This window comes from Pseudomonas sp. NY15356 (assembly GCF_048068175.1).
In the GTDB taxonomy this organism is placed as follows: Bacteria; Pseudomonadota; Gammaproteobacteria; order Pseudomonadales; family Pseudomonadaceae; genus Aquipseudomonas; species Aquipseudomonas putida_K.
In genome coordinates, this window is sequence record NZ_JBLUPW010000003.1 from 45,904 (window position 1) to 71,466 (window position 25,563).

Annotated in this window: 24 protein-coding genes; 11 read left to right on the forward strand and 13 right to left on the reverse strand. The window is 63.9% G+C overall.

Annotation, left to right across the window (positions count from 1 at the left end):
* Window positions 1–3 precede the first annotated feature (3 nt).
* The 5 genes from exbD (at window position 4) to ACNFCI_RS04070 (ending at window position 5,872) form a co-directional block, all read left to right on the forward strand.
* On the forward strand, window positions 4–432 hold the full coding sequence (gene exbD / locus ACNFCI_RS04050; protein ID WP_084855328.1) for a TonB system transport protein ExbD: 429 nt from the start codon (window positions 4–6) through the stop codon (window positions 430–432).
* A complete protein-coding gene (locus tag ACNFCI_RS04055) occupies window positions 429–1,163 on the forward strand; it encodes an energy transducer TonB (RefSeq protein ID WP_084855327.1) in 735 nt (244 codons plus the stop codon). Before exbD ends, ACNFCI_RS04055 begins: the two co-directional genes overlap by 4 nt.
* 94 nt (window positions 1,164–1,257) lie before the next feature.
* On the forward strand, window positions 1,258–2,184 hold the full coding sequence (locus tag ACNFCI_RS04060) for a hydrogen peroxide-inducible genes activator (RefSeq protein WP_084855326.1): 927 nt from the start codon (window positions 1,258–1,260) through the stop codon (window positions 2,182–2,184).
* A 4-nt stretch (window positions 2,185–2,188) separates the two neighbouring features.
* Entirely contained in the window at window positions 2,189–4,267 is a 2,079-nt protein-coding gene (gene recG / locus ACNFCI_RS04065) for an ATP-dependent DNA helicase RecG (protein WP_084855325.1), read from the forward strand.
* Between the two features lie 201 nt (window positions 4,268–4,468).
* Window positions 4,469–5,872, forward strand: coding sequence for an aminoacyl-tRNA deacylase and HDOD domain-containing protein (locus ACNFCI_RS04070; protein ID WP_084855324.1), 1,404 nt, complete (start codon window positions 4,469–4,471; stop codon window positions 5,870–5,872).
* 136 nt (window positions 5,873–6,008) lie between these two features.
* Here ACNFCI_RS04070 and ACNFCI_RS04075 read toward each other — a convergent pair whose 3' ends face one another.
* The 4 genes from ACNFCI_RS04075 to ACNFCI_RS04090 form a co-directional block, all read right to left on the reverse strand.
* Window positions 6,009–6,386 carry a helicase gene (locus ACNFCI_RS04075; RefSeq protein ID WP_084855323.1) on the reverse strand — a complete coding sequence of 126 codons (378 nt, stop codon included), beginning with the start codon at window positions 6,384–6,386 and terminating at the stop codon, window positions 6,009–6,011.
* 153 nt (window positions 6,387–6,539) lie between these two features.
* Window positions 6,540–6,839 carry an HU family DNA-binding protein gene (locus ACNFCI_RS04080; RefSeq protein WP_043209915.1) on the reverse strand — a complete coding sequence of 100 codons (300 nt, stop codon included), beginning with the start codon at window positions 6,837–6,839 and terminating at the stop codon, window positions 6,540–6,542.
* A 190-nt stretch (window positions 6,840–7,029) separates the two neighbouring features.
* The gene (locus tag ACNFCI_RS04085; protein WP_084855322.1) at window positions 7,030–8,178 is read right to left on the reverse strand and encodes an NAD(P)/FAD-dependent oxidoreductase; all 1,149 of its coding nucleotides are present in this window, start codon (window positions 8,176–8,178) and stop codon (window positions 7,030–7,032) included.
* Between the two features lie 31 nt (window positions 8,179–8,209).
* Complete coding sequence (locus ACNFCI_RS04090; protein ID WP_011536423.1) at window positions 8,210–8,377, reverse strand: rubredoxin; 168 nt, start codon at window positions 8,375–8,377, stop codon at window positions 8,210–8,212.
* 120 nt (window positions 8,378–8,497) lie between these two features.
* Between ACNFCI_RS04090 and ACNFCI_RS04095 the strand changes: the two genes are divergently transcribed.
* Window positions 8,498–9,055: a chorismate--pyruvate lyase family protein gene (locus ACNFCI_RS04095; protein WP_084855321.1), complete on the forward strand. Its 558-nt coding sequence runs from the start codon at window positions 8,498–8,500 to the stop codon at window positions 9,053–9,055.
* The gene (ubiA, locus tag ACNFCI_RS04100) at window positions 9,055–9,945 is read left to right on the forward strand and encodes a 4-hydroxybenzoate octaprenyltransferase (protein WP_084855320.1); all 891 of its coding nucleotides are present in this window, start codon (window positions 9,055–9,057) and stop codon (window positions 9,943–9,945) included. The genes ACNFCI_RS04095 and ubiA overlap by 1 nt, the downstream gene beginning before the upstream one ends.
* Window positions 9,946–10,045: 100 nt before the next feature.
* Here ubiA and ACNFCI_RS04105 read toward each other — a convergent pair whose 3' ends face one another.
* Window positions 10,046–10,417, reverse strand: coding sequence for a hypothetical protein (locus ACNFCI_RS04105; protein WP_084855319.1), 372 nt, complete (start codon window positions 10,415–10,417; stop codon window positions 10,046–10,048).
* A gap of 172 nt (window positions 10,418–10,589) precedes the next feature.
* Here ACNFCI_RS04105 and phoB point away from each other — a divergent pair, with 172 nt between their 5' ends.
* The 3 genes from phoB (at window position 10,590) to ACNFCI_RS04120 (ending at window position 14,113) form a co-directional block, all read left to right on the forward strand.
* Window positions 10,590–11,279 (forward strand): phosphate regulon transcriptional regulator PhoB, encoded by a 690-nt coding sequence (phoB, locus tag ACNFCI_RS04110; RefSeq protein ID WP_003253341.1) that lies wholly within the window; start codon window positions 10,590–10,592, stop codon window positions 11,277–11,279.
* 81 nt (window positions 11,280–11,360) lie between these two features.
* A complete protein-coding gene (phoR, locus tag ACNFCI_RS04115) occupies window positions 11,361–12,632 on the forward strand; it encodes a phosphate regulon sensor histidine kinase PhoR (protein WP_253249311.1) in 1,272 nt (423 codons plus the stop codon).
* 140 nt (window positions 12,633–12,772) lie between these two features.
* Window positions 12,773–14,113 carry a hemolysin family protein gene (locus ACNFCI_RS04120; protein WP_084855317.1) on the forward strand — a complete coding sequence of 447 codons (1,341 nt, stop codon included), beginning with the start codon at window positions 12,773–12,775 and terminating at the stop codon, window positions 14,111–14,113.
* 151 nt (window positions 14,114–14,264) lie between these two features.
* On the opposite strand, the gene ACNFCI_RS04125 is transcribed toward ACNFCI_RS04120, so the two are convergent.
* From ACNFCI_RS04125 to ACNFCI_RS04160, 8 genes are all read right to left on the reverse strand, one after another.
* The gene (locus ACNFCI_RS04125) at window positions 14,265–15,161 is read right to left on the reverse strand and encodes a peptidoglycan DD-metalloendopeptidase family protein (RefSeq protein WP_416767471.1); all 897 of its coding nucleotides are present in this window, start codon (window positions 15,159–15,161) and stop codon (window positions 14,265–14,267) included.
* Between the two features lie 167 nt (window positions 15,162–15,328).
* Window positions 15,329–16,231 carry a response regulator gene (locus tag ACNFCI_RS04130; RefSeq protein ID WP_084855315.1) on the reverse strand — a complete coding sequence of 301 codons (903 nt, stop codon included), beginning with the start codon at window positions 16,229–16,231 and terminating at the stop codon, window positions 15,329–15,331.
* 164 nt (window positions 16,232–16,395) lie between these two features.
* Window positions 16,396–17,166, reverse strand: a complete 771-nt coding sequence (gene phoU / locus ACNFCI_RS04135; RefSeq protein ID WP_084855314.1) for a phosphate signaling complex protein PhoU — start codon at window positions 17,164–17,166, stop codon at window positions 16,396–16,398.
* 91 nt (window positions 17,167–17,257) lie between these two features.
* Window positions 17,258–18,091 carry a phosphate ABC transporter ATP-binding protein PstB gene (gene pstB / locus ACNFCI_RS04140; protein ID WP_084855420.1) on the reverse strand — a complete coding sequence of 278 codons (834 nt, stop codon included), beginning with the start codon at window positions 18,089–18,091 and terminating at the stop codon, window positions 17,258–17,260.
* Between the two features lie 72 nt (window positions 18,092–18,163).
* Window positions 18,164–19,834, reverse strand: a complete 1,671-nt coding sequence (gene pstA, locus ACNFCI_RS04145; protein ID WP_084855313.1) for a phosphate ABC transporter permease PstA — start codon at window positions 19,832–19,834, stop codon at window positions 18,164–18,166.
* Window positions 19,835–19,851: 17 nt separating this feature from the next.
* Window positions 19,852–22,140, reverse strand: a complete 2,289-nt coding sequence (locus ACNFCI_RS04150; protein ID WP_324813440.1) for a phosphate ABC transporter permease — start codon at window positions 22,138–22,140, stop codon at window positions 19,852–19,854.
* Window positions 22,141–22,280: 140 nt separating this feature from the next.
* Entirely contained in the window at window positions 22,281–23,279 is a 999-nt protein-coding gene (locus ACNFCI_RS04155; protein ID WP_084855311.1) for a phosphate ABC transporter substrate-binding protein PstS, read from the reverse strand.
* Window positions 23,280–23,446: 167 nt separating this feature from the next.
* Window positions 23,447–24,736, reverse strand: a complete 1,290-nt coding sequence (locus ACNFCI_RS04160) for an MFS transporter (protein ID WP_084855310.1) — start codon at window positions 24,734–24,736, stop codon at window positions 23,447–23,449.
* Window positions 24,737–25,098: 362 nt separating this feature from the next.
* Between ACNFCI_RS04160 and ACNFCI_RS04165 the strand changes: the two genes are divergently transcribed.
* Window positions 25,099–25,497, forward strand: a complete 399-nt coding sequence (locus ACNFCI_RS04165; RefSeq protein ID WP_016712731.1) for an acyl-CoA thioesterase — start codon at window positions 25,099–25,101, stop codon at window positions 25,495–25,497.
* The last annotated feature ends 66 nt before the right edge of the window (window positions 25,498–25,563 follow it).

Sequence of the window (25,563 nt, forward strand, 5' to 3'; positions counted from 1 at the left end):
GCCATGGGCCTGCATCTCAACGAAGGTGGCGACGACCTCGCCGAAAACCACGAAATCAACGTCACACCCTTCATCGACGTGATGCTGGTGCTGCTGATCATCTTCATGGTCGCGGCACCACTGGCCACTGTCGATATCAAGGTCGACCTGCCTGCCTCCAGCGCCAAGCCGGCACCAAGGCCCGAGAAGCCGGTGTTCGTCAGCGTCAAGACCGACAAGAAGCTGTTCGTCGGCGATGACGAGGTGGCCCAGCGTGACCAGCTGGGTGCGATGCTCGACGCCAAGACCAAGGGCGACAAGGAAACCACCATCTTCTTCCAGGCCGACAAGGGTGTTGACTACGGCGACCTGATGGATGTGATGAACACCATGCGCGCGGCCGGCTACCTCAAGGTCGGCCTGGTCGGCCTCGAAACGGCAGCCAAGCAATGACGAACACACGGTCCAACCTGGCGCGCTACGGCGTCAGCCTGGCGATCGTGCTGGGCGTGCACGCCCTGGCGGTACTGCTGATGCTGAACTGGTCGGTACCCCAGGCCATCGAGTTGCCGCCGGCAGCTATGATGGTCGAGCTGGCGCCACTTCCTGCGCCAGCCCCACCGCCACCGCCCAAGGCTGCGCCGAAGCCTCCGGCCCCGGTCGAAGAGCCACCGCTGCCCAAGCTGGTGGAAGCGCCCAAGCCGAAGATCGCCGTTCCCAAGCCGCCCAAGCCGAAGGCCAAGCCGCAGCCACCCAAGCCCGAGAAGAAGCCTGAGCCGCCGAAGGACCTGCCGCCGGCCAAGGAAGAAGTCGTCGATACGCCGCCAAGCAACACGCCACCGCAGAAGTCGGCAGCACCGGCACCGAGCGTCGCGGCCAACAGCAAAGCCTTGCCGACCTGGCAGAGCGACCTGCTGCGCCACCTGGCCAAGTACAAGCGCTACCCGGAAGACGCACGCCGTCGCGGCCTGCAAGGCATCAACCGGCTGCGTTTCGTGGTCGATGCCGATGGCAAGGTACTGTCGTTCGCCCTCGCCGGTGGTTCGGGCAGCGCGGCGCTGGACCGGGCGACCCTGGAGATGATCCGCCGGGCGCAGCCTGTACCCAAGCCGCCGAAGGAGCTGCTGAACAATGGCCAGATCGAGGTGGTAGCGCCGTTCGTCTACTCGCTGGACCGCCGCTGAGGCGTTTGCTTCTGTCACAAAACGGCAAGTCTGATAACGTGCGTCTATCGATTGCAGCCGCTATGCTGGGGCCGCAACTTCATGGACGCACGTTATGACCCTCACAGAATTACGCTACATCGTCACACTCGCCCAGGAGCAGCATTTCGGCCACGCCGCCGAGCGTTGCCATGTCAGCCAGCCGACCCTGTCGGTCGGGGTGAAGAAGCTCGAGGACGAGCTCGGTGTACTGATCTTCGAACGCAGCAAGAGCGCGGTGCGCCTGACCCCGGTCGGCGAAAGCATCGTCGCCCAGGCCCAGAAGGTGCTGGAACAGGCCCAGGGCATCCGTGAGCTGGCCCAGGCCGGCAAGAACCAGCTGACCGCGCCGCTGAAGGTCGGGGCCATCTATACCGTCGGCCCCTATCTGTTCCCCCACCTCATTCCCCAGCTGCACCGGGTCGCCCCGCAGATGCCGCTGTACATCGAGGAAAATTTCACCCACGTACTGCGCGAGAAACTGCGCAACGGCGAACTGGATGCAGTGATCATCGCCCTGCCGTTCAACGAGGCCGACGTGCTGACCCTGCCACTGTACGACGAGCCCTTCTACGCGCTGATGCCAGCCGACCACCCCTGGACCGCCAAGAAGACCATCGACACGGCCATGCTCAACGACAAGAGCCTGCTGCTGCTAGGCGAAGGCCACTGTTTCCGCGACCAGGTGCTCGAGGCCTGCCCAACCATCAATAAGGGCGGCGAAGGCTCCAAGCACACCACGGTCGAGTCCAGTTCGCTGGAAACCATCCGCCACATGGTCGCCTCGGGCCTGGGTGTGTCGATCCTGCCGCTATCGGCTGTCCATAGCCACCATTACGCCCCTGGTGTGATCGAAGTGCGCCCACTGACGCCGCCCTCGCCGTTCCGCACCGTGGCCATCGCCTGGCGCGCCAGCTTCCCGAGGCCGAAGGCCATCGAGATCCTCGCCGACTCGATCCGCCTCTGCTCGGTCGCCAAGCCGCCCGCGGACAAATCGGCCTGAGCCCATGACCGAGCTGTCGAACGTCCCGGTCACCGCCCTCAAGGGCGTGGGCGATGCCATGGCCGAGAAACTGGCCAAGGTTGGCCTGGAGAACCTGCAGGACCTGCTGTTCCACCTGCCCCTGCGCTACCAGGACCGTACCCGCGTAGTGCCCATCGGTGCCTTGCGCCCGGGCCAGGACGCGGTGATCGAGGGCGTGGTCAGCGGTGCCGACGTGACCATGGGCAAGCGCCGCAGCCTGGTGGTGCGGCTGGGTGACGGCACCGGCGTGCTGAGCCTGCGTTTCTACCATTTCAGCAATGCCCAGAAGGAAGGCCTCAAGCGCGGCACCCACCTGCGCTGCTACGGCGAGGCCCGCCCCGGTGCCTCGGGGCTGGAGATCTACCACCCGGAATACCGCGCGCTCAATGGCAGCGAACCGGCACCACCGGTGGAGCAGACCCTGACGCCGATCTACCCCACCACCGAAGGCCTGACCCAGCAACGCCTGCGTCTGCTCTGCCAGCAGAGCCTGGCCATGCTCGGTCCGCGCAGCCTGCCCGACTGGCTGCCTGCGGAACTGGCCCGGGACTACCAATTGGCGCCGCTGGACGATGCCATCCGCTACCTGCACAACCCTCCGGCCGACGCCGACCTGGAGGAGCTCGCCGAGGGTCAGCACTGGGCCCAGCACCGCCTGGCCTTCGAAGAGCTGCTGACCCACCAGCTTTCCCAGCAACGCCTGCGTGAAAGCCTGCGCACCCTGCGCGCCCCGGTCTTGCCCAAGGCCAGTCGCCTGCCGGCTCAGTACCTGGCCAACCTGGGGTTCAACCCCACCGGCGCCCAGCAACGGGTCGCCAACGAGATCGCCTACGACCTCAGTCAGCCTGAGCCGATGATGCGCCTGGTCCAGGGCGATGTCGGGGCTGGCAAGACGGTCGTCGCCGCCCTCGCCGCGCTCCAGGCCCTGGAGGCCGGCTACCAGGTGGCGCTCATGGCGCCCACGGAGATCCTCGCCGAACAGCATTACCTGACCTTCAAGCGCTGGCTCGAGCCCCTGGGCATCGAAGTGGCCTGGCTGGCCGGCAAGCTCAAGGGCAAGGCCCGCGCCAGCGCCTTGGAGCAGATCGCCAGTGGCGTGCCGATGGTAGTGGGCACCCATGCCCTGTTCCAGGAGGAAGTGAAGTTCCGCCACCTGGCCCTGGCGATCATCGACGAACAGCACCGTTTCGGCGTCCAGCAGCGCCTGGCCCTGCGCCAGAAAGGCGTGGCCGGCCAGCTGTGCCCACACCAGTTGATCATGACCGCCACGCCGATCCCGCGCACGTTGGCCATGAGTGCCTACGCCGACCTGGACACCTCGGTGCTCGACGAGCTGCCGCCTGGCCGTACCCCGGTCAATACCGTGCTGGTGGCCGACAGCCGCCGCTTCGAGGTGGTCGAGCGGGTACGCGCTGCCTGCGCCGAAGGGCGCCAGGCGTACTGGGTGTGTACCTTGATCGAGGAGTCCGAGGAGCTGACCTGCCAGGCGGCCGAAAGCACCTTCGAGGAGCTCGGCAGCGCGCTGGGCGAGCTGCGCGTGGGCCTGATCCACGGGCGCATGAAACCGGCCGAGAAAGCCGCAGTGATGGCTGAATTCAAGGCCGGCAACCTCCAGCTGCTGGTCGCCACCACGGTCATCGAGGTGGGGGTGGACGTGCCCAACGCCAGCCTGATGATCATCGAGAACCCCGAGCGTCTGGGTCTGGCCCAGTTGCACCAGTTGCGCGGCCGTGTGGGTCGGGGCAGCGCCGTCAGCCATTGCGTGCTGCTCTACCACCCGCCTTTGTCGCAGATCGGCCGCGAACGGCTGGGCATCATGCGCGAAACCAACGACGGATTCGTGATTGCCGAAAAAGACCTGGAGTTGCGCGGGCCCGGGGAAATGCTGGGAACCCGCCAGACCGGCCTGCTCCAGTTCAAGGTGGCCGACCTGATGCGCGACGCCGACCTGCTCCCGGCAGTGCGCGATGCCGCCCAGGCGCTGCTGGCACGCTGGCCGGACCACGTCAGCCCGCTGCTCGACCGCTGGTTGCGCCATGGCCAGCAGTACGGGCAGGTTTGACGGCAAGCCGGCTCGTTCTGATGTTGTCCGCCTTCCTGTAGGAGCGGGCTTGCCCCGCGATTGCGGCAGTGAGCCAACATCGTAATCGCGGGACAAGCCCGCTCCCACAAGGGGAACCCTATTCGTTCTGAAACAGAATGGATCCAGCCCCGGCCCAGGCTGGTTATACTTCGCGTTTAAAGAAAACCGTGGACACAGACCATGACTGAAGTTGCCCTGGACACCGCAACCCCACACGCACCGTCTGTCATCCGGCTGCTGCTCGACAAGCTTGGCGTGCCCTACCGCGAAGTACCCGAGCATACGCAACTGCCGGCCAGCGCACGTGTCCAGGCGATTCTCCTAGACGACGAGGTCGGCGCCCTGATGGTGCTGTTCCCGCAGGACCAACTGCTGGACCTCAACCGCCTGACCGAGCTGACCGGGCGCAAGCTGGTAGCCGTGCCGGTGGCGCGCCTCAAGCATATGCTCGACAAACACGCCCTCAAGACCCTGCCCGGGATCCCGGCCCTGACCAGCTACCCCTGCCTCTACGAAGCCAGCCTGCTGCAGGCCGACAACCTGCTGATCCAGTCCGGCGAGCGCGGCCTGCTGCTTGAGATCCCACGTGAAGACTTCAAGCGCATGCTGGCCAAGGCAAGCGCCGGCCATTTCGGGGAACAGATCGAGGCCATTCGCCCGAATTTGGACCGCCCCGACGACGACTCCAAGGAAATCAGCCGCGCCGTCCAGGCCTTTACCGCTCGCCGTATCCAGCAACGCCTGGAACAGACCATCGAGATCCCGCCGCTGGCCGACACGGCGCAGAAGATCATCAAACTGCGCGTCGACCCCAATGCCAGCATCGACGACATCACCGGTGTGGTGGAAACCGACCCGGCCCTGGCGGCCCAGGTGGTCAGCTGGGCGGCATCGCCCTACTACGCGTCTCCCGGCAAGATCCGCTCGGTGGAAGACGCCATCGTCCGTGTGCTGGGCTTCGACCTGGTGATCAACCTGGCCCTGGGCCTGGCGCTGGGCAAGACCTTGAGCCTGCCCAAGGACCACCCGCAGGAAGCCACGCCGTACTGGCAACAGTCGATCTACACCGCCGCGGTGATCGAAGGCCTGACCCGGGCCATGCCCCGTGCCGAGCGCCCCGAGGCAGGCCTGACCTACCTGGCTGGCCTGCTGCACAACTTCGGCTACCTGTTGCTGGCCCACGTCTTCCCGCCGCACTTTTCACTGATCTGCCGCCACCTCGAGGTCAACCCACACCTGTGCCACACCTTCGTGGAACAACACCTGCTGGGCATCAGTCGTGAACAGATCGGCGCCTGGTTGATGAAGCTGTGGGACATGCCGGAAGAGCTCTCCGCCGCGCTGCGCTTCCAGCACGACCCGAGCTATGACGGCGAATATGCAGCCTTCCCCAACTTAGTATGCCTGGCGGTACGCCTGTTACGTGCCCGTGGCATCGGCACCGGGCCCCAGGAAGAGATTCCGGACGCCTTGCTCGAACGCCTGAGCCTGACCCGGGAGAAAGCGGAGGATGCAGTGACCAAGGTGCTGGAGGCCGAGACGCTGCTGCGCGAGCTGGCTTCGCAGTTCCACGCGCCGCATTGAGCCGCGCGGGTAGACCTGTATCGCCTGCTGCGCCCCATCGCCGGCAAGCCGGCTCCCACCTGCCCTGCGCTGTTTTCAGAGACGCCGCCTACCTGTGGGAGCCGGCTTGCCGGCAGATTGGGCCCGAGCAGGCGCCCTATCGGCCTTTTTTCTTCGGCTTCAGGTATTTCATCAGGCCCTGGAACCAGATGACCAGTGCCGGGTTGCCCTTGATCTGGATGCTCTTGTCCTGGATCCCTTGCATGAAGGCCAGCTGCTTGTTGCCAGCCTGCAGAGTGTTGAAGCCGTAGGCCGCGTCCTTGAAGGCGATGGCGAAGGCCGGCTGGGGATGGAGGCCGCCCTTGCTGCTGATGCGCTCGCCACTGACGATGAAGTGCCGGCCCACCTTGCCGTCGAGGGTCTGCATCTGGAAGACCAGGTCCTTGTCCCGCAATTGTTGCTGAAACGCCGGGTTGTTGCGGCTGGCCCGAGCCATCAGCAGCCCCATGGCCCAGAGCAGGAAGCGAAACTTCATCTACACGCCTCGACTAAAAAGTGACTGAGCCGCGCAGTTTATCCTTTTATCGGACGTGGAATGCAACTCTGCTGTTTCGGGCTTTTCCGTTTCCCAGAATGCACAACGGGCGCCCAGGGCGCCCGTTCGGATAACGTGATTATCGAAAACCGATCACTTGCCTTTCTTTGCTGGCTTGGCAGGTTGGTTGACGCTGTCGCGCAGGTTCTTGCCAGGCTTGAAAGCGACGGTATTGCTGGCCTTGATCTTGACCGGCTGGCCGGTCTGCGGGTTCTTGCCGGTGCGAGCACCACGATGACGTTTTTCAAAGGTACCGAAACCGACCAGGGTGACGGTGTCCTTGTCCAGCGCACCGGTGATGCTGTCGAGGATGGCATTCAAGACCTGGTTGGCCTTTTCCTTGGTCAGATCGGCCTTTTCGGCGATAACAGCGGCGAGTTCTGGTTTACGCATAGTGAAGCCTCTTGGACGGGATTTCTTGTTGTTATTGCCGTGCTGCCGTGTGAAGCAGCGTTCAAAGGCACCGCAGGCTCTAATCTGCGGCAGACGGAAGTGAGGATGGCACGCCCACCGAAGGCGCGCCAGTGCCAGGGCGGCCATTGTCGCGCCAAGGACAGGCCATACCCGACAGAGCACCCGCTATTTATGCCATCAAGGGTGGCAACTGCCGATTCAGCGCCAGCTTCTCCATCACCGCCGTGCCGGTTAACGCGTAACCCAGCAGTTTCCCGTCGCCCGCATGGCAGAGCACCTTGAGGTCGGCGCCCTGCCCCTCCACCTGCCAGACACCTTCATGGCCCGGCGGTGGGGGCGAAACCACCAGCGGGCAGGCCGGGGTCTTGACCGTGACCGGCATGGGCCCGTAGGCCACGGCGGTGGGGTTGCCGACCAGGGTTTGAGCCAGGGCACGCGCGCAGGTCATCAGCGGCATGACATACAGCAGGTTGACCCCATCGACCTCGGCGCAGTCACCCAGGGCGAAGATATTGCCGTGGGAGGTACGCAACTGGCGATCCACCACCACGCCACGATTGACCTGCAGGCCAGCAGCGGCAGCCAGGTCGGTGCGGGGACGCAGGCCGATGGCCGACACCACCAGGTCGCAGGCGATCACGCTGCCATCGGACAGATGCGCCTCGAGGCCGTCGTCAGCATGTTGCAGCCGGGTCAATACGGGCCCCAGATGGAAGCGCACGCCCAGGCCTTCCAGGCCGGCCTGCACAGCGCTGGCCGCGGCGGGATGCAGCAGGGTCGGCATCACCTGTTCGCAAGGCGCGACCACATCGATTTCGTAGCCGCCCAGGCTCATGTCGTTGGCGAATTCGCAACCGATCAGGCCGGCCCCGAGGATCAGCACACGGCGCTTGCCTGCCGCTGCGGCACGAAAGCGCGCGTAGTCTTCCAGGTCATTGATGGGAAACACCAGGTCGCCGCCATCGCCTTCGATCGGCACCTGCACCGTCTGTGCACCCCAGGCGAGCACCAGGTCACGGTACTCGACCGCTTCCTCGCCAATCCACAGGCGCTTGTGCCCCGGGTCGATGCCGCTGATGCGGGTGTGCGTGCGGATCTCGGCCTTGAGCTGCTCGGCCATGGCGCCCGGCTCGGCCATGCACAGGCCGTCGGCATCCTTGTGCTTGGCAAAGCCCGTGGAGAGCATGGGCTTGGAGTAGGAACGACCGTCGTCGGCGGTGATCAGCAGCAGCGGCGTCTGGTCGTCGAGCTTGCGAAACTCGCGGGCCAGGTTGTAACCGGCCAGGCCGGTACCAATGATCACCACAGGGGACGTCATGTCGTGCTTCCTCTCGTTGAATGGGTTGCGATCAGCCGATGGCGATCATTTCGAAGTCGCTCTTGCCGACACCGCAGTCGGGGCACAGCCAGTCTTCCGGCACGTCTTCCCAACGGGTGCCTGGGGCGATGCCGTCGTCCGGCCAGCCCTCGGCTTCGTCGTAGATCAGGCCGCAGACAATACATTGCCACTTTTTCATGGGGTTGGTTTTCCTCGTCTTTAATGTGCTGACTGCCTGTAGGGGCGGCCGCCATTATGCAAGCAGTCGGGGCAATCATGCTAAGCTCGCGGCCTCTCTGGCTGTAACAAGCATATCGACGTGTCGTACGAATCCCCGCAAGCAGCCGCTGTCGCGTGGCTGCCGTATTCACAGCTGGCAACCGATGTCGACCAGCCGACCCTCGGCTGGCTGTTCGATGAAGGCTCCCTGACCCGCCGGCTGATCCATCTGTCCCAAAGCCATTTCGCCGTCGACCCGCTGTTCGAAGGCTGGCAACCGCTGCGTGATGATGAATGCCAAGCGCTGGGCCTCGCGCCAGGTGCCGAAGGTTGGGTGCGCGAGGTGTACCTGCGCGGGCATGGCCAACCATGGGTATTCGCCCGCAGCGTGGCCAGCCGTAGCGCCCTGGAACGGGGCGGCCTGGACCTGGAGACGCTGGGCAGCCGCTCGTTGGGCGAACTGCTGTTCTGCGACCAGGCGTTCATTCGTCATCCTATCGAGGTTTGCCGCTATCCACGGGGTTGGTTGCCGCTCGACGTGGTCCATGACGATTTGTGGGGGCGGCGCTCGCGCTTCGAACGTGACAACCTCGACGTCCTGGTGGCCGAGGTGTTCCTGCCAGAGCTGTGGCGCGTGGCCAAGGAGGAAAACCGCTGATGTACCTGCACTTGCTCAAGTCGTTCAACCGCCTGCACCCTCGGGCCTGGGACTTCATCCAGCTCAGCCGCATGGACCGCCCGATCGGCATCTACCTGCTGCTGTGGCCGACCTTGTCGGCGGTATGGATCGCCGGCAACGGCTCGCCGACCCTGGCCAACGTACTGATCTTCGGCCTGGGCGTGGTGCTGATGCGCGCAGCCGGTTGCTGCATCAATGACTTCGCCGACCGCAAGGTGGACGGCCACGTCAAGCGTACGGCTGACCGACCGCTGGCCAGTGGCCGGGTGAAGCCCCGCGAAGCGCTGATGCTGTTCGCCATCCTGGTCGGCGTGAGCTTCCTGCTGGTGCTGTGCACCAATGCAAGGACCGTGTGGTTGTCGTTCGGTGCAGTAGCCCTGGCATTCTGCTACCCGTTCATGAAGCGCTACACCTATTACCCCCAGGTGGTGCTGGGCGCTGCTTATTCCTGGGGCATCCCCATGGCCTTCACCGCCGCAGGTGGCGAGCTGCCGGCCAGCGCCTGGCTGCTGTACATCGCCAACCTGCTGTGGACCGTGGGCTACGACACCTACTACGCCATGGTCGACCGCGACGATGACCTGAAGATCGGCGTGAAGTCCACGGCGATCCTGTTCGGCGAGGCCGACCGGACGATCATCCTGACACTGCAGATGCTCTCGCTGGGGTGCCTGCTGCTCGCCGGCAGCCATTTCGACATGGGCGGCTGGTTCCACCTGGGCTTGCTGACGGCTGCGGCGTGCTTTGCCTGGGAGTACTGGTCGACGCGCAGGCTGGACCGGGAGTCGTGCTTCAAGGCGTTCCTGCACAATCACTGGGCGGGGATGCTGATCTTCATCGGCGTGGTGCTGGATTACGCGTTGCGCTGAAGGGGCTCAGGGGGCTGCCTTGCAGCCCAATCGCCGGCCCCCACCAGGGCTCAGTGCCAACAACATGTGGGAGCCGGCTCGCCGGCAATTGGGCGCAGCCTCAAGGCTTGGCGATATGCCAGACGTCCTTCACGCCATCGCCGGTCTTGTCCCCGGCCTTCTTGTCCTTGATGAAGGTGTACAGCGGCTTGCCGTCATAGGCCCACTGCTTGGCCCCGTCGTCACGGGTGACCTGGGTCCATTTGTCCTTGGCGGCTTCGTCGTCGGGCTTGACCAGCAGCGGCGGCCAGTTCTTGGCGCATTCGCCGTTGCACATGGACTTGCCGTCGGCATCCTTGTCGAATGTGTAGAGGGTCATGCCGGCATGATCGACCCACATGCCATCCTTCTCCATCGCGTGGTGGGCAGACGCCACCCCCGGTAGCGCCAGCGCAGCGAAAAGGGCCATCCAGCTCAGCGTATATCGTGTCATTGGAATCACCATCGTTTCGGGGGGAGTGGGAGCTGAAACACCGCCTCGGCGGCCCTTTCAAGCCTAGCCCAGTCATGGAATGTCGCCATAAACGCCAATGGCCTGTCACACAGCTGCAATAATTCCGTTATCTAATGCGGGCCAGACACAGTTCCTGGGAGAGGTATCAAGCATGGTTGGCAGAAACATTCTGATCGTCGACGACGAAGCGCCCATTCGCGAGATGATCGCCGTTGCATTGGAAATGGCCGGCTATGACTGCCTGGAAGCGGAGAACTCCCAGCAAGCCCACGCCATCATTGTCGACCGCAAGCCGGACCTGATCCTGCTCGACTGGATGCTGCCCGGCACCTCGGGCATCGAACTGGCGCGGCGCCTCAAGCGAGACGAGCTGACCGGCGATATCCCGATCATCATGCTCACCGCCAAAGGTGAAGAGGACAACAAGATCCAAGGCCTTGAAGTCGGCGCCGACGACTACATCACCAAGCCGTTCTCGCCGCGCGAACTGGTGGCCCGGCTCAAGGCCGTGCTGCGCCGCACCGGCCCGAGCGACAGCGAAGCGCCGATCGAAGTCGGCGGCCTGCTGCTCGACCCGATCAGCCACCGCGTCACCATCGACGGCAAGCCGGCCGAGATGGGCCCCACCGAGTACCGCCTGCTGCAGTTCTTCATGACCCACCAGGAACGCGCCTATACCCGCGGCCAACTGCTCGACCAGGTCTGGGGCGGCAACGTCTATGTCGAGGAACGCACGGTCGACGTGCATATCCGTCGCCTGCGCAAGGCATTGGGTGAAGCCTACGAAAATCTGGTACAAACCGTCCGGGGCACCGGCTACCGCTTCTCTACCAAGAGCTGATCCAGCCCGAAGCCACGCCGCAAGCCGCTGTACAAGGACCGTCAATTGAACCAGAACTGGCACGCGACCCTGATTCGCCACATGCTGCTGCTGATCACCGTCTGCCTGGTCGGCGGGCTGGTCAGCGGCTACTACGGGTGGAGCCTGGCCATCGGCCTTGCGCTCTACCTGGGCTGGACCCTCAAGCAACTGCTGCGCCTGCACGATTGGCTGCGCAACCATCAGCCCGATGAAGCCCCGCCCGACGGCTACGGCCTGTGGGGCGAAGTGTTCGACAGCATCTACCACCTGCAGCGCCGCGACCAGCGCGTGCGTGGCCGCCTGCAGGCAGTGATCGACCGCGTCCAGGAGTCCACCGCGGCGCTGCGCGACGCGGTGATCATGCTCGACAGCGAAGGCAACCTGGAATGGTGGAACCGCGCCGCCGAGACCTTGCTGGGCTTCAAGACCCCGCAGGACGGGGGCCAGCCGGTCACCAACCTGGTACGCCACCCGCGCTTCAAGGAATACTTCGAGGCCGAGAACTACCTCGAGCCGCTGGAAATCCCGTCGCCGATCAATGATCGTCTGCGCGTGCAACTGCACATCACCCGCTACGGCAACAACGAGCACCTGATGCTGGTACGCGATGTCACCCGTATCCACCAGCTCGAACAGATGCGCAAGGACTTCGTCGCCAACGTCTCCCACGAATTGCGCACGCCGTTGACGGTGATCACCGGTTACCTGGAGACCTTGCTCGACAACGTCGAGGACGTGAACCCACGCTGGAACCGGGCATTGCAGCAGATGAGCCAGCAAGGTTCGCGCATGCAGACGCTGCTCAACGACCTGTTGCTGCTGGCCAAGCTCGAGGCGACCGATTACCCCTCGGACAACCAGCCGGTGGCGGTCGACGCCCTGTTGCAATCGATCACCAGCGATGCCCAGGCGCTCTCCGGCCCGCGCAACCAGCGCATCACGCTGGACGCCGCGCCTGGGGTGCGTTTGAAGGGCAGCGAGTCGGAACTGCGCAGTGCCTTTTCCAACCTGGTGTTCAACGCAGTGAAGTACACCCAGGACGAAGGCACCATCCGGGTTCGTTGGTGGGCCGACGACCAAGGCGCCCACCTGTCCGTGCAGGACTCAGGGATCGGCATCGATGCCAAGCACCTGCCGCGCCTGACCGAACGCTTCTACCGGGTCGACTCCAGCCGCGCCTCCAACACCGGCGGCACCGGGCTGGGCCTGGCCATCGTCAAGCACGTGCTGCTGCGCCATCGTGCACGCCTTGAGATCAGCAGCGTGCCGGGGCATGGCAGTACCTTCACGTGTCATTTCGCGCCGGCGCAATTGGCCAACGGTAAGCACTGAGAGGGGCTGCCTCGCAGCCCCAACAAGACCACTACCCTTTGCTTTTGCAGCTCCAGCCGCTACATTGGATCCCCTGTGCCAGCCATCGCTGGCACTTTTTTTCTCACCATTACCAAGACGGACCCCGTAAAAACTCCATCATGGACCCTTCCCCTGGTTTCAGCTTCATCTCTCTCTTTGCCGATTTCGGCATGATTCTCTTCGCCTTCCTCCTGGTGCTGCTCAACGGCTTCTTCGTGGCCGCCGAGTTCGCCATGGTCAAGCTGCGCGCTACCCGCGTCGAGTCCATCGCCGAGCTGCATGGCTGGCGGGGCAGCATCCTGCGCAAGGTCCACAATCAATTGGACGCCTATCTGTCAGCCTGCCAGCTGGGTATCACCCTGGCGTCCCTGGGCCTGGGCTGGGTCGGCGAGCCGGCCTTCGCCCACCTGCTCGAGCCGGTGCTGGCCGCTGTGGGCGTCGACACGCCGGAGCTGGTCAAGGCGATCTCCTTCTTCGTCGCCTTCTTCGTGATCTCCTACCTGCACATCGTGGTCGGCGAGCTGGCACCCAAGTCGTGGGCGATCCGCAAGCCCGAACTGCTGTCGCTGTGGACGGCCGTACCGCTGTACCTGTTCTACTGGCTCATGTACCCGGCCATCTACCTGCTCAACGCCAGCGCCAACACCATCCTGCGCATCGCTGGCCAGGGCGAGCCCGGCCCACACCATGAGCACCACTACAGCCGCGAAGAGCTCAAGCTGATCCTGCACTCCAGCCGCGGTCAGGACCCGAGCGACCAGGGCATGCGTGTGCTGGCCTCGGCCGTGGAGATGGGCGAGCTGGAAGTGGTCGACTGGGCCAACTCCCGCGAGGACATGGTCAGCATCGATGCCCATGCCCCGCTCAAGGAGATCCTGGCGCTAGTGCGCCGCCACAAGTTCAGCCGCTACCCGGTCTACGACGCCGAGCGCGAGGAGTTCACCGGCCTGCTGCACATCAAGGACCTGCTGCTGGAGCTGGCCGAACTCGACCACCTGCCCGCGACCATCGACCTCGACGAGCTGGCACGCCCCCTGGAGCGGGTGTCCCGGCACATGCCGCTGGCCCAGTTGCTGGAGCAGTTCCGCAAGGGCGGCGCGCACTTCGTGCTGGTCGAGGAGGCCGACGGCAAGGTGATCGGCTACCTGACCATGGAGGACGTGCTGGAAGTGCTGGTGGGCGACATCCAGGACGAACACCGCAAGACCGAGCGCGGCATCCTCGCCTATCAGCCCGGCAAGCTGCTGGTACGTGGCGATACGCCGCTGTTCAAGGTCGAGCGCCTGCTGGGCGTTGACCTGGACCACATCGAGGCCGAAACCCTGGCAGGGCTGGTATACGAAACGCTCAAGCGCGTGCCGGAGGAAGAGGAAGTGCTGGAAGTCGAAGGCTTGCGCATCATCATCAAGAAAATGAAGGGGCCGAAGATCGTGCTGGCCAAGGTGCTCAAGCTCGATTGAGCGCTCTGTCCCAGGTACACCACTGAACCCTGTAGGAGCGGGCTTGTCCCGCGATTGGGCCGGTCCTGCCGCCGCGGTTGTATGGCAAGGGCTTCGCCCTTGATCGCGGGACAAGCCCGCTCCTACAGGGCATCGGCTCGGGCAATACGAATCACGGGTTCCCTGCCGTGAAATCCGGCAACCCGCCAATCGGCCGGTTGAATCGGTAGGGAATCGACTCCAGCGCCAGCCCCACATTGCGCTGCACCACGAAATGCAGGTGCGGCCCGCTGCTGTTGCCGGTATTTCCCGACTTGGCCAGCAGCGCGCCCTGGGCCACCCGCTGCCCTTCGCTGACCACCACCGACCCGCGCATCAGGTGCAAGTACACCCCCATGGTGCCGTCCGCATGCAGAATCCTGACGAAGTTGCCCGCCGGGTTGTTGCCGCGACCATGCTGGCGGTTCTCCACCTTCACCACCACGCCTTCGCGCGCCGCGACGATCGGCGTGCCTTCGGGCATGGCGATGTCCATCGCGTAGCGCCCCTTGGGCCCGAAATGGCTGAAACGCCCGTTGGGCCCCTGGCTCAAGCGGAACGGGCCACCGCGCCAGGGGAACGGATAGCGGAAGGCCTGGGGTCGCTTGCTCGGGTCGCCCAAGGCATGGCGGAATTTCGTCTCATAACGCAGGCGCCCGCCCGGCACGGCGGTCACCACGGTCAGCGCCTGGCTCGAACGCGGCGGCACCACACGCCTGATGATCCGGGGCGCATTGCCACCCTGGGCATCGACCAGGCGATACAGGCGAAGCTCGACCTCCACCGGGGCGAACAACTCGTTGCGCGCGAAGAAGCGGGTACCCCCGGCAACCTCCACGGCGCGCAAACGTACCTGGCTGTCCAGGCGCTCGATCATGGGTTCGCGCAGTACGAACGGCCTGGCGCCAGGCAGCGGGCTTTCGGAATAGGACACCACGCCAAAGGCATCGGTGGTTTTGTAGAGGGTCATGCCCAGGCTCGACGCCGAGGCCGTGAGCAAGGCACAGAACAGCAGCAGGCGGGCGGGCATGATAGTGGCTTTTTGATAGTTGTTATGAATCGAAGCCTAGCAGCCACTTTCAGGCGGGGTGTTGCAGTTGGTCGGGAATTGGTCGGCTGTCTTCATCGCGGGACAAGCCCGCTCCTCCAGGGTCGCAGTGTGCCTGTGAGAGCGGTGTGTCCCGCGATTGCGATAGCTCAGGCGCCAGGGGTGAAGTGCTTCTGGGCGGTGCCGCGGGCGATCAGCCGCGACAGGTAGTCGAGCTTCTGTGCATCCTGGTCGACGAATTTGAAGGTCAGTTGCAGCCAGTCGCTGTCGGGCTTGGGCTCCAGGGCAGCCACGGCGTGCAGGTAGCCATTGAGGCGTGCCACCTCGGCATTCTCGCCCTGCTCCAAGTCCAGCACCGCGCCTTCGAGTACCTGCGGCAAGGTCGTGCCGCGGCGTACCACCAGCAAGGCTTCCTTGAGGCTCAAGGCCTTGATCACACAAGCCTGGGTACCGCTGGAAAGCCGCAGCTGGCCCTGGCCACGCCCACTCTGGGCCGCTGCCGCCGCACTCTTGGGCGCCGGTGCGCTGATCAACGGCTTGCTGGGCGCCGCGACTGCCGCCACGGGGGCCTTGACCGTCTCGGCCCGCCCGCCGGTGAGTGCGCTCAACGAATCATTGGCGAATGCCGAGTTGATGCGAGCCGGCGCACTGTTCATCAGGCCTTCGAGTTTGCCCAGCTTGGTCAGGGCCTTCTTCACCTTGGTCAGCAATTGCTCGTTGGTGAACGGCTTGCCCACGAAATCGGATACACCAGCCTGGATGGCCTGGATCACGTTCTCCTTGTCGCCACGGCTGGTCACCATGATGAACTGGAGGTCCTTGAGCTCGGCCTGCTGGCGGCACCAGGTGAGCAGTTCCAGGCCGGACATTTCCGGCATTTCCCAGTCGCACAAGACCAGGTCGAAGCGCTCCTTGCCCAGCAGCGTCATGGCTTTGCGACCATTGACCGCGTCCTCGATGGCGATGCCCGGGAAGGCATTGCGCAGACACTTCCTCACCAGGTCGCGAATGAACGGCGCATCATCCACGACCAGCACGTTGACCTTACTCATCGATACTCCTCTTGAACCCCGACTAGCTTACCGCCGACTGATGGCCATTTGCCAAACCATGGGTCACGCCGGGACTTCTCTCATCGTTCGCGGGTGCCTGCCGGCTGCCCGACCGCAAACGAAAACGCCCGGCCTAGGCCGGGCGTCGATGCTCGGGAGCAACCTTACTTATCGTCCGATTGCGCCGGAACATTAGCGATTTCGGCATCGTCCGCCGCTTCGCCCTGCACTTCGGCCTTCATGCGCTTGAGGCCCATGTGGCGTACATCGGTGCCGCGCACGAGGTAGATCACCAGTTCGGAGATGTTGCGCGCGTGGTCGCCGATGCGCTCCAGCGAACGCAAGGCCCAGATCACGCTCAGTACGCGGGAGATCGAACGCGGGTCTTCCATCATGTAGGTGACCAGCTCGCGCAGCGCGGTCTTGTATTCACGGTCGATGGTCTTGTCGTACTGGGCCACCGACAGCGCAAGGTCGGCATCGAAGCGGGCGAAGGCGTCCAGTGCATCACGCACCATGTTACGCACCTGGTCGCCGATGTGGCGCACCTCGACGTAACCACGGGGCGACTCGCCCTCCTCGCACAGCTGGATGGCGCGGCGGGCGATCTTGGTGGATTCGTCGCCGATGCGCTCCAGGTCGATCACCGACTTGGAGATGCTGATGATCAGGCGCAGGTCGGAGGCTGCCGGCTGGCGGCGGGCGAGGATACGCACGCATTCCTCGTCGATGTTGCGCTCCATCTGGTTGATCTGTTCGTCGACTTCACGGACCTGCTGGGCCAGGCCCGAATCGGCCTCGATCAGCGCGGTGACCGCGTCGTTGACCTGCTTCTCGACCAGGCCGCCCATCGCCAGGAGGTGGCTGCGCACCTCTTCGAGCTCGGCGTTGAACTGCTGGGAGATGTGATGGGTGAGGCTCTCTTTGTTGATCATCGTTTCGCTCCGCGAAGAAGCTGCAAGCTTCAAGTAATTCGTATCGTTCCCGGGTGCCGCACAGCAGCACACATCCTGTGGGAGCCGGGGATTAGCCGTAGCGACCGGTGATGTAGTCTTCGGTCTGCTTCTTCGCCGGATTGGTGAACAGGGTGTCGGTATCACCGAATTCGACCAGCTTGCCCATGTACATGAACGCGGTGTAGTCCGAGACACGCGCCGCCTGCTGCATGTTGTGGGTCACGATGACGATGGTGTACTTGGACTTGAGCTCGTAGATCAGTTCCTCGACCTTCAGGGTCGAGATCGGGTCCAGTGCCGAGCACGGTTCGTCGAGCAGCAGGACCTCAGGCTCCACGGCGATGGTGCGGGCGATGACCAGACGCTGCTGCTGGCCACCGGACAGGCCCAGGGCCGAATCGTGCAGGCGGTCCTTGACCTCGTCCCACAGCGCGGCGCCCTTCAGGGCCCATTCCACCGCCTCGTCGAGCACGCGCTTCTTGTTGATGCCCTGGATACGCAGGCCGTAGACCACGTTTTCATAGATGGTCTTGGGGAACGGGTTGGGCTTCTGGAACACCATGCCGACCCGGCGGCGCAGCTCGGCCACGTCCTCGCCCTTGCGGTAGATGTTGTGGCCATACAGGTTGATGGCGCCTTCCACGCGGCAACCGTCGACCAGGTCGTTCATGCGGTTGAAGGTGCGCAGCAGGGTCGACTTGCCGCAGCCGGACGGGCCGATGAAGGCGGTCACGCGCTGCTTGGGGATGTTCATCTGCACGTCGAACAGGGCTTGCTTGTCGCCATAGAACAGGGACAGGCCAGGTACTTCGATGGCCACGGTTTCTTCAGCCAGGCGCAGGCTCTGCTTGTCGCGGCCCAGGGCGGACATGTCGATGCCGTGGGCGTGGGATTCTTGCTGCATGGTCAACTCCATACGCTATCAATTCGTTTCAAAGGGCCGCCCGGCTCACGGGCGGCACGCTTGCAATCAGGATCAGCTGTCGAGGGCCTTGTACTTCTCGCGCAGGTGGTTACGGATCCACACCGCCGAGAGGTTGAGGGTGGCGATCACCAGCACCAGCAGCAGCGCGGTGGCATACACCAGCGGCCGCGCGGCCTCGACGTTGGGGCTCTGGAAGCCAACGTCGTAGATATGGAAGCCCAGGTGCATGATCTTCTGGTCCAAGTGCAGGTACGGGTAGTTGCCGTCCACCGGCAACGACGGTGCCAGTTTCACCACACCGACCAGCATCAGCGGTGCCACTTCCCCCGCGGCACGGGCCACGGCGAGGATCATGCCGGTCATCATGGCCGGGCTTGCCATCGGCAGGACGATCTTCCACAGGGTCTCGGCCTTGGTCGCCCCCAGGGCCAGGGAGCCTTCGCGCACGGTACGCGGGATCCGCGCCAGGCCTTCCTCGGTAGCCACGATCACCACCGGTACGGCCAGCAATGCCAGGGTCAGCGAGGCCCACAGCAGGCCCGGGGTGCCCAAGGTCGGGGCTGGCAGCGCCTCGGGGAAGAACAGCCGGTCGATCGAGCCGCCCAGCACATAGACGAAGAAGCCCAGGCCGAACACACCGTAGACGATCGCCGGTACGCCAGCGAGGTTGTTCACGGCGATGCGGATCAGGCGCGTCACCGGGCCCTGCTTGGCATATTCGCGCAGGTAGACCGCCGCCAGCACGCCGAACGGGGTGACGATCACGGCCATGATCAGGGTCATCATCACGGTGCCGAAGATGGCCGGGAAGATACCGCCCTCGGTGTTGGCTTCACGTGGGTCGTCGCTGAGGAACTCCCAGACCTTGCTGAAATACACGCCCATCTTGGTCATGACCGACATGCCGTTGGGCTGGTACGCGTGGACCACCTTGCTCAGGTTGATCTCCACTTCGCGGCCATTGCCGTCGCGGGCCACCAGGCTGTCGCGGGAGAAGGCCTGGTGCAGGCCGGTCAGGCGCTCTTCGATGGCCTTGTAGCGGTTGTTCAGCTCGGCGCGATCGGCTTCGATATCGGCCTGGGCCGCGGCGTCCAGCTTGCCGTCGAGCTCCAGTTTGCGGGTCTGCAAGCGCAGGCGCTCCAGGCCATGGTTGATGGCGCCGATGTCCTTCTTCTCGAGGGTCTGCAGCTCGGAGGCCAGCTGGTCGGCACGCTTGAGGCGCGCCTGCAGCTCGGCCCAGGCACCCGCACCTTCGGCGACCACGCGGCCTTCTTCCTTGACGCTCACCAGGTAGCCGTAGAAATTGCCCCACTCACGACGTTCCAGGGCGATCAGGTCGGCAGGCTTCTGCTGGTCGACCAGCCACTCGCCGACCAGCCAGGTGAAGTCGCTGCCGTTGAGGTCGCGGTTACCGACCTTGACCAGCTCGCGGGTCATGAACTCCGGGCCTTCCTCCGGCACCGGCAGGCCGGCACCCTTGAGGCGGGCGCGTGGCACTTCTTCCTTCTGCACCACCTCACCGATGATCACATGGTCACCCTGGCCGGGCACCTTGTAGGTGGCCTGGATCAGGTCGGCCGGCCAGAAGTGGCCCAGGCCGCGGACGGCGATCACGGCAAGCAGGCCGACGGTCATGATCACCGCCATGGCGACCGCGCCACCGCTGATCCAGACGCCGGGGGCGCCGCTCTTGAACCAGCCTTTGAGGGAATCCTTTTTCACGGATCTCTACCTTTCTATCAAAGCGACGAGTATTTCTTGCGCAGACGCTGGCGAATCAGCTCGGCCAAGGTGTTCATGATGAAGGTGAACATCAGCAGCACGAGGGCGGCGAGGAACAGCACACGATAGTGGCTGCCGCCGACTTCCGATTCGGGCATTTCCACGGCCACGTTGGCGGCCAGGGTGCGCATGCCTTCGAACAGGTTCAGCTCCATGACCGGGGTGTTGCCGGTGGCCATGAGCACGATCATGGTCTCGCCCACCGCACGGCCCATACCGATCATCAACGCCGAGAAGATACCTGGGCTGGCGGTGAGGATGACCACGCGGGTCAGGGTCTGCCAGGGCGTCGCGCCCAAGGCCAGGGAGCCCAGGGTCAGGCTGCGTGGCACGCTGAACACGGCGTCCTCGGCGATCGAGTAGATGTTCGGGATGACCGCGAAGCCCATGGCGATACCGACTACCAAGGCGTTGCGCTGGTCGTAGGTGATACGCAGATCGTTGGTGATCCACAGGCGCATGTCGCCGCCGAAGAACCAGGTCTCGAGGAACGGGCTCATGTACAGGGCGAACCAGCCGATCAACAGGATCACCGGGATCAGGATCGCCGCTTCCCAGCCATCCGGGATGCGCAGGCGGATCGACTCGGGCAGGCGGCTCCAGGAGAAGCCGGCGACGAGGATACCGATCGGCAGGATCAGCAGCAGGCTGAACACGCCCGGCAGATGGCCTTCAAGGTATGGCGCCAGGAACAGGCCGGCGAAGAAGCCCAGGATCACCGTCGGCATCGCTTCCATCAGTTCGATCACCGGCTTGACCTTGCGGCGCATGCCCGGGGCCATGAAGTAGGCGGTGTAGATGGCTGCGGCGATGGCCAGCGGCGCGGCGAGGATCATCGCGTAGAAGGCTGCTTTCAGGGTACCGAAGGTCAGCGGCGACAGGCTCAGCTTGGGCTCGAAGTCGGTATTGGACGCGGTGGACTGCCAGACGTACTTCGGCTCGTCGTAGTTTTCGTACCAGACCTTGCCCCACAGAGCGCTGAAGGATACTTCAGGGTGCGGGTTCTTTAGGCTCAGCGGCAGCAGCTTGCCACCCTGTTCGATGATGATGCGGTTGGCGCGTGGCGACAGGGCCAGGATACCGGCACCTTCGGCAGCCGGCTCGACCAGCAGGGTACGGTGCGCGGTGCTGTGGAACACGCCCAGCTGACCTGCGCTGTCCAGGGCGATGAAGCCCTTGCGACGCTCTTCGGCATCGATCTGTACGACCGGCGCCTTGCCCATCTGGAAGCTGCGGATCAACTTGAAGCGCGACTCGCCATCCGGGTCACGGGCCATGAACCACTGGCTCAGGCCGCCCTTGGAATCACCGAAGATCAGCGAGATACCGCCGACCAGCTGGGCGCTGGCAGTGATTTCGGTATCGCCGTCCTCGGACAGTTTGTAACGCCCGTTCAGGCTCTTCTCGCGCAGGCTGAAGACATCGGCGGTGGCGCGGCCGTTGACCACGTACAGCCACTGCTGGCGCGGGTCGATGAAGATCGCCTTGACCGTCTCGGTCATCTGCGGCAGGTCGATGCGGGTCTGCTCGCTGGTGACCTCGCCGGTCATCATGTTCTCTTCGCGAGTCAGCTCGACCACCTGCAAGTGCGAACCGGTAGAACCGGCCAGCAGCAGGGTGTCACCGTTGACGTTGACGCTGACGTGTTCGAGGGCACGGCCTTGGTCGTCCAGTGTGAACGCTTGCTGGCCATACGGGAAGTCGATGGCCGGGGTGATGGTCTTCTTGTTGTCCGGGTAGGTGATCTTGTAGCTGTGGTTGAACACCAGCGCCTGGCCATTGGACAGGCCCAGCACGACCACCGGGCTGCCCGGCTGGTCGGCGCTGATCGAGGCTACCTGGACACCCGCCGGCAGCGGCAGGTCGATGCGCTTGACCTCGGCACCGGTCTTGGTATCGAAGAACAGCGCCTGGCCCTTGTCGGAAACGCGCATGCCCACGAGGTTCTGCTCCTCGAGGGCGATCATCAGCGGCTTGCCGGCGTCCTGTTGCAGCCAGGTCGGCTCCAGGGCCTTCTTGCTGGAAAGCGTGGCGCCCTGGAACAGTGGCAGCACCACATAGGCCAGGTAGAAGAAGATCAGGGTGATGGCTGCCAGCACGGCAAGCCCGCCCACCAGTACGTACCAGCGGGTCAGGCGGTCCTTCAGCGCACGCAGGCGCCGCTTGCGTTGCAGCTCGGGCGTATTGAAGTCAATCCGCACGGGGGGAGAATTTTGGGTCATTGTGGAGTTGGCCAGATCATTCATGCGCACACCCTAGCGGTCCCGTATGACAAAAACATGACAATGCAGTGACGCAAAAAAGCCCGCCGCTCAGGAGCCCTGGCTTCGGACTGGGAATTCGTGGAAAAGGCCGGGCATCAAGCACCGGCCCCTTCCTCAGTTACTTACTTTTTTGCAACGTTATCGGCGTGGGACAGGCCCAGGTCAGCCAGGGTCTTGTCGACCACCTTGGCTGGCAGCGGGATGTAGCCGTCCTTCACCACGACCTGCTGGCCAGCCTGCGACAGCACCAGCTTGACGAACTCGGCTTCCAGCGGGGCCAGAGGCTTGTTCGGGGCCTTGTTGACGTAGACGTACAGGAAGCGCGACAGCGGGTAGGTGCCGTTCAGGGCGTTGGCTTCGTTATCTTCGACGAACGCGCCACCTTCCTTCTTGGCCAACGGTACGGTCTTGACGCTGGCGGTCTTGTAGCCAATACCCGAGTAGCCGATGCCGTTCAGCGAGCTGCTGATCGACTGCACGACCGAGGCCGAGCCAGGCTGTTCGTTGACGTTAGGCTTGAAGTCGCCTTTGCACAGGGCTTCTTCCTTGAAATAGCCGTAGGTACCGGATACCGAGTTGCGGCCGAACAGCTGGATTGGCTTGTTGGCCAGGTCGCCGGTCACGCCGATGTCGCCCCAGGTCTTCACGTCGGCCTTGCCGCCGCACAGACGGGTGGAGGAGAAGATCGCATCGACCTGGGCCATGGTCAGGCCCTTGATCGGGTTGTCCTTGTGCACGAACACGGCCAGGGCGTCGACAGCAACCGGGATGGCGGTCGGCTTGTAGCCGTACTTCTGCTCGAAGGCCTGCAGCTCGACATCCTTCATCTTGCGGCTCATCGGGCCTAGGTTGGCGGTACCTTCGGTCAGCGCGGGTGGCGCAGTGGAGGAACCGGCAGCCTGGATCTGGATGTTTACGTTCGGATATTCCTTCTTGTAGGCCTCGGCCCACAGAGTCATCAGGTTCGCCAGGGTATCGGAACCGACGCTGGAGAGGTTGCCCGATACGCCAGTGGTCTTGGTGTAGGTCGGGATTGCAGGATCGACGGCGGCAACCGCATTGGCGGTAGCGACGCCAGCGGCGGCGAACGTGAGGGCCGCCATCAAACGCTTCAGTTTCATGCCTAACTCCTAGCAGGAATATTTGGGGTGTGAGATGGAACGGGCCCAAGTATCTGCAGGCCGCATGAACACTCTATGACTCGAATGTGACAATTGGATGAAAGGCCATCACCGGAAACCGGGATGGCCTTTGCAGGATGTTGCAGAGAGCGGTTGTTCAGGCCCGGTCAGCGCTTGGTCGCCAACAAGTACACCCCCACCAACAGGCCAACGGCGCACAGCCCGGCCACATAATAGGCCGGCGCCATCGGGCTGAACTTCAGCAGCGCCGTGACCACCATCGGCGTCAACCCGCCAAAGATCGCGTAGGCCAGGTTGTAAGAGAACGACAGCCCACTGAACCGCACCACCGGCGGGAACGCCTTGACCATGACGTAGGGCACCGCGCCGACGATCCCCACGCACAGGCCGGTGATCGCATACAACGGGAACAACAGGTCAGGCCGGCTCGGTAGGCTGTGGAAGAACACCCACGAAGACACGAGCAACAGCAGGCTGCCCACCACGAACACCCGCCCGGCACCGAAACGGTCGGCCAGGCTGCCGGCTGCGACGCAGCCGAAGCTCAGCAGCACGATGGCCAGGCTGTTGGCTTTCAATGAATCGGTGGGGCTGACCTGGTAAAGACTCTGCAGCAGCGCCGGGGTCATGAGGATGATCACGACGATGGCCGCCGACAGCAACCAGGTCAACAGCATCGACAGGATGATCGCGCCGCGGTGGTCGCGCAGCACCGCGCGCAACGGCAGTTCTTCGGCCAGGGCCTTGCGTTGCTGCATCTCGGCGAATACCGGGGTTTCATGTAGCCAGCGCCGCAGGTACACCGCTACCAGCCCGAACACGCCGCCCAACAGGAAAGGAATACGCCAAGCGTAGGCCGCCACTTCATCGGGGCTGTAGAGGGTGTTGATCAAAGTGGCCACCAACGAACCGAGCAGGATGCCCGAGGTCAGGCCGGCAGTCAGCGTGCCGCAGGCATAGCCGGTGTTACGGGCCGGCACGTGCTCGGACACGAATACCCAGGCTCCTGGCACCTCGCCACCGATCGCGGCGCCCTGGACCACGCGCATCGCCAACAGCAGGATCGGCGCCCACAGGCCGATCTGTGCATAGGTCGGCAGCAAGCCCATGACCAGGGTCGGCACCGCCATCATGAAGATGCTCAGGGTGAACATCTTCTTGCGCCCGAGCAGGTCGCCGAAATGCGCCATGATGATGCCGCCCAGCGGCCGGGCCAGGTAGCCGGCGGCGAAGATGCCGAAGGTCTGCATCAGGCGCAGCCACTCAGGCATGTCGACGGGGAAGAACAGTTTGCCGACCACCGTGGCGAAAAAAACGAAGATGATGAAGTCGTAGAACTCCAACGCTCCGCCAAGGGCGGACAGGGAAAGGGTTTTATAGTCGCTGCGGGTCAGCGGCCGCGAAGGCTGCTCGATACTGCTCGGCACGGAGGTCATGGCTTTTCTCTTTATTGTCGTGCAGGCCGTTTGTCATGCGGCTTCTGGAGGATGTCGCCGGCGAAGATAACAAATTGCCGCAGGTGACTCATAGCGGTACAAAATCCATACAGATATTCATGAATGCACGGTCGTCGCTGGCTGTTCAGGTCTATATACTGGCCGCTCGTAGGAAAAGGTTGCGCCTCTAATGGGATGTTGTGCGAAAACGCCGGTCAAGTGTTTCAGGCGGTTTCGCAGAGTTTCCCTTTGGCCGCCCACCGAAGCGAAATCAGCGTAGTATGGTTTCAGCTGAATCGTTTTCCCGGCGTCCGTTCTTTGCGCCAACCAACGAAGCGTCACGGGTCCGAGGCCCCCACCGCATGATTGAGCTCGAACAAGAAGATCCCATCCCACAGGGCGACCTGGCCCTGCAGATTACCGCCCTGCCGCGCGAAACCAACGGTTTCGGCGATATCTTCGGCGGCTGGCTGGTAGCCCAGATGGACCTGGCCGGCACGGCCATGGCCAGCCGTGTCGCTGGTGGCCGTGTCGCCACCGTGGCCATCGATCGCATGGCGTTCCTGGTACCGGTCGCCGTGGGCGCGCAGCTGTCCTTCTATACCCAGACCCTGGAAATCGGCCGCAGCTCCATCCGGATGATGGTGGAAGTGTGGAGCGACGACCCGCTGTCCAGCGAATGGCGCAAGGTCACCGAAGCCGTCTTCGTGTTCGTCGCCATCGATGGCAGTGGCCGCACCCGCTCCGTCCCTCGTCGCTGAGCCACAGGCGCGTTAAACTCGTTGCAAGGCATGAGGTCCAAGGCCTCATTTGCATCCCAACGAGAC

Excerpts from the sequence above, each read along its gene's own strand:
- ACNFCI_RS04075 (WP_084855323.1), bottom strand. The coding sequence starts at position 6,386 with ATGAAGTTTCGCTTCCTGCTCTGGGCCATGGGGCTGCTGATGGCTCGG.
- recG (WP_084855325.1), top strand. The coding sequence starts at position 2,189 with ATGACCGAGCTGTCGAACGTCCCGGTCACCGCCCTCAAGGGCGTGGGC.
- ubiA (WP_084855320.1), top strand. The coding sequence starts at position 9,055 with ATGTACCTGCACTTGCTCAAGTCGTTCAACCGCCTGCACCCTCGGGCC.
- phoU (WP_084855314.1), bottom strand. The coding sequence starts at position 17,166 with ATGATCAACAAAGAGAGCCTCACCCATCACATCTCCCAGCAGTTCAAC.
- ACNFCI_RS04155 (WP_084855311.1), bottom strand. The coding sequence starts at position 23,279 with ATGAAACTGAAGCGTTTGATGGCGGCCCTCACGTTCGCCGCCGCTGGC.
- ACNFCI_RS04160 (WP_084855310.1), bottom strand. The coding sequence starts at position 24,736 with ATGACCTCCGTGCCGAGCAGTATCGAGCAGCCTTCGCGGCCGCTGACC.
- phoB (WP_003253341.1), top strand. The coding sequence starts at position 10,590 with ATGGTTGGCAGAAACATTCTGATCGTCGACGACGAAGCGCCCATTCGC.
- ACNFCI_RS04165 (WP_016712731.1), top strand. The coding sequence starts at position 25,099 with ATGATTGAGCTCGAACAAGAAGATCCCATCCCACAGGGCGACCTGGCC.
- ACNFCI_RS04070 (WP_084855324.1), top strand. The coding sequence starts at position 4,469 with ATGACTGAAGTTGCCCTGGACACCGCAACCCCACACGCACCGTCTGTC.
- ACNFCI_RS04055 (WP_084855327.1), top strand. The coding sequence starts at position 429 with ATGACGAACACACGGTCCAACCTGGCGCGCTACGGCGTCAGCCTGGCG.
- ACNFCI_RS04105 (WP_084855319.1), bottom strand. The coding sequence starts at position 10,417 with ATGACACGATATACGCTGAGCTGGATGGCCCTTTTCGCTGCGCTGGCG.
- exbD (WP_084855328.1), top strand. The coding sequence starts at position 4 with ATGGGCCTGCATCTCAACGAAGGTGGCGACGACCTCGCCGAAAACCAC.
- ACNFCI_RS04125 (WP_416767471.1), bottom strand. The coding sequence starts at position 15,161 with ATGCCCGCCCGCCTGCTGCTGTTCTGTGCCTTGCTCACGGCCTCGGCG.
- ACNFCI_RS04120 (WP_084855317.1), top strand. The coding sequence starts at position 12,773 with ATGGACCCTTCCCCTGGTTTCAGCTTCATCTCTCTCTTTGCCGATTTC.
- ACNFCI_RS04130 (WP_084855315.1), bottom strand. The coding sequence starts at position 16,231 with ATGAGTAAGGTCAACGTGCTGGTCGTGGATGATGCGCCGTTCATTCGC.
- ACNFCI_RS04090 (WP_011536423.1), bottom strand. The coding sequence starts at position 8,377 with ATGAAAAAGTGGCAATGTATTGTCTGCGGCCTGATCTACGACGAAGCC.
- phoR (WP_253249311.1), top strand. The coding sequence starts at position 11,361 with ATGCTGCTGCTGATCACCGTCTGCCTGGTCGGCGGGCTGGTCAGCGGC.
- ACNFCI_RS04060 (WP_084855326.1), top strand. The coding sequence starts at position 1,258 with ATGACCCTCACAGAATTACGCTACATCGTCACACTCGCCCAGGAGCAG.
- ACNFCI_RS04085 (WP_084855322.1), bottom strand. The coding sequence starts at position 8,178 with ATGACGTCCCCTGTGGTGATCATTGGTACCGGCCTGGCCGGTTACAAC.
- ACNFCI_RS04150 (WP_324813440.1), bottom strand. The coding sequence starts at position 22,140 with ATGAATGATCTGGCCAACTCCACAATGACCCAAAATTCTCCCCCCGTG.
- ACNFCI_RS04080 (WP_043209915.1), bottom strand. The coding sequence starts at position 6,839 with ATGCGTAAACCAGAACTCGCCGCTGTTATCGCCGAAAAGGCCGATCTG.
- pstB (WP_084855420.1), bottom strand. The coding sequence starts at position 18,091 with ATGCAGCAAGAATCCCACGCCCACGGCATCGACATGTCCGCCCTGGGC.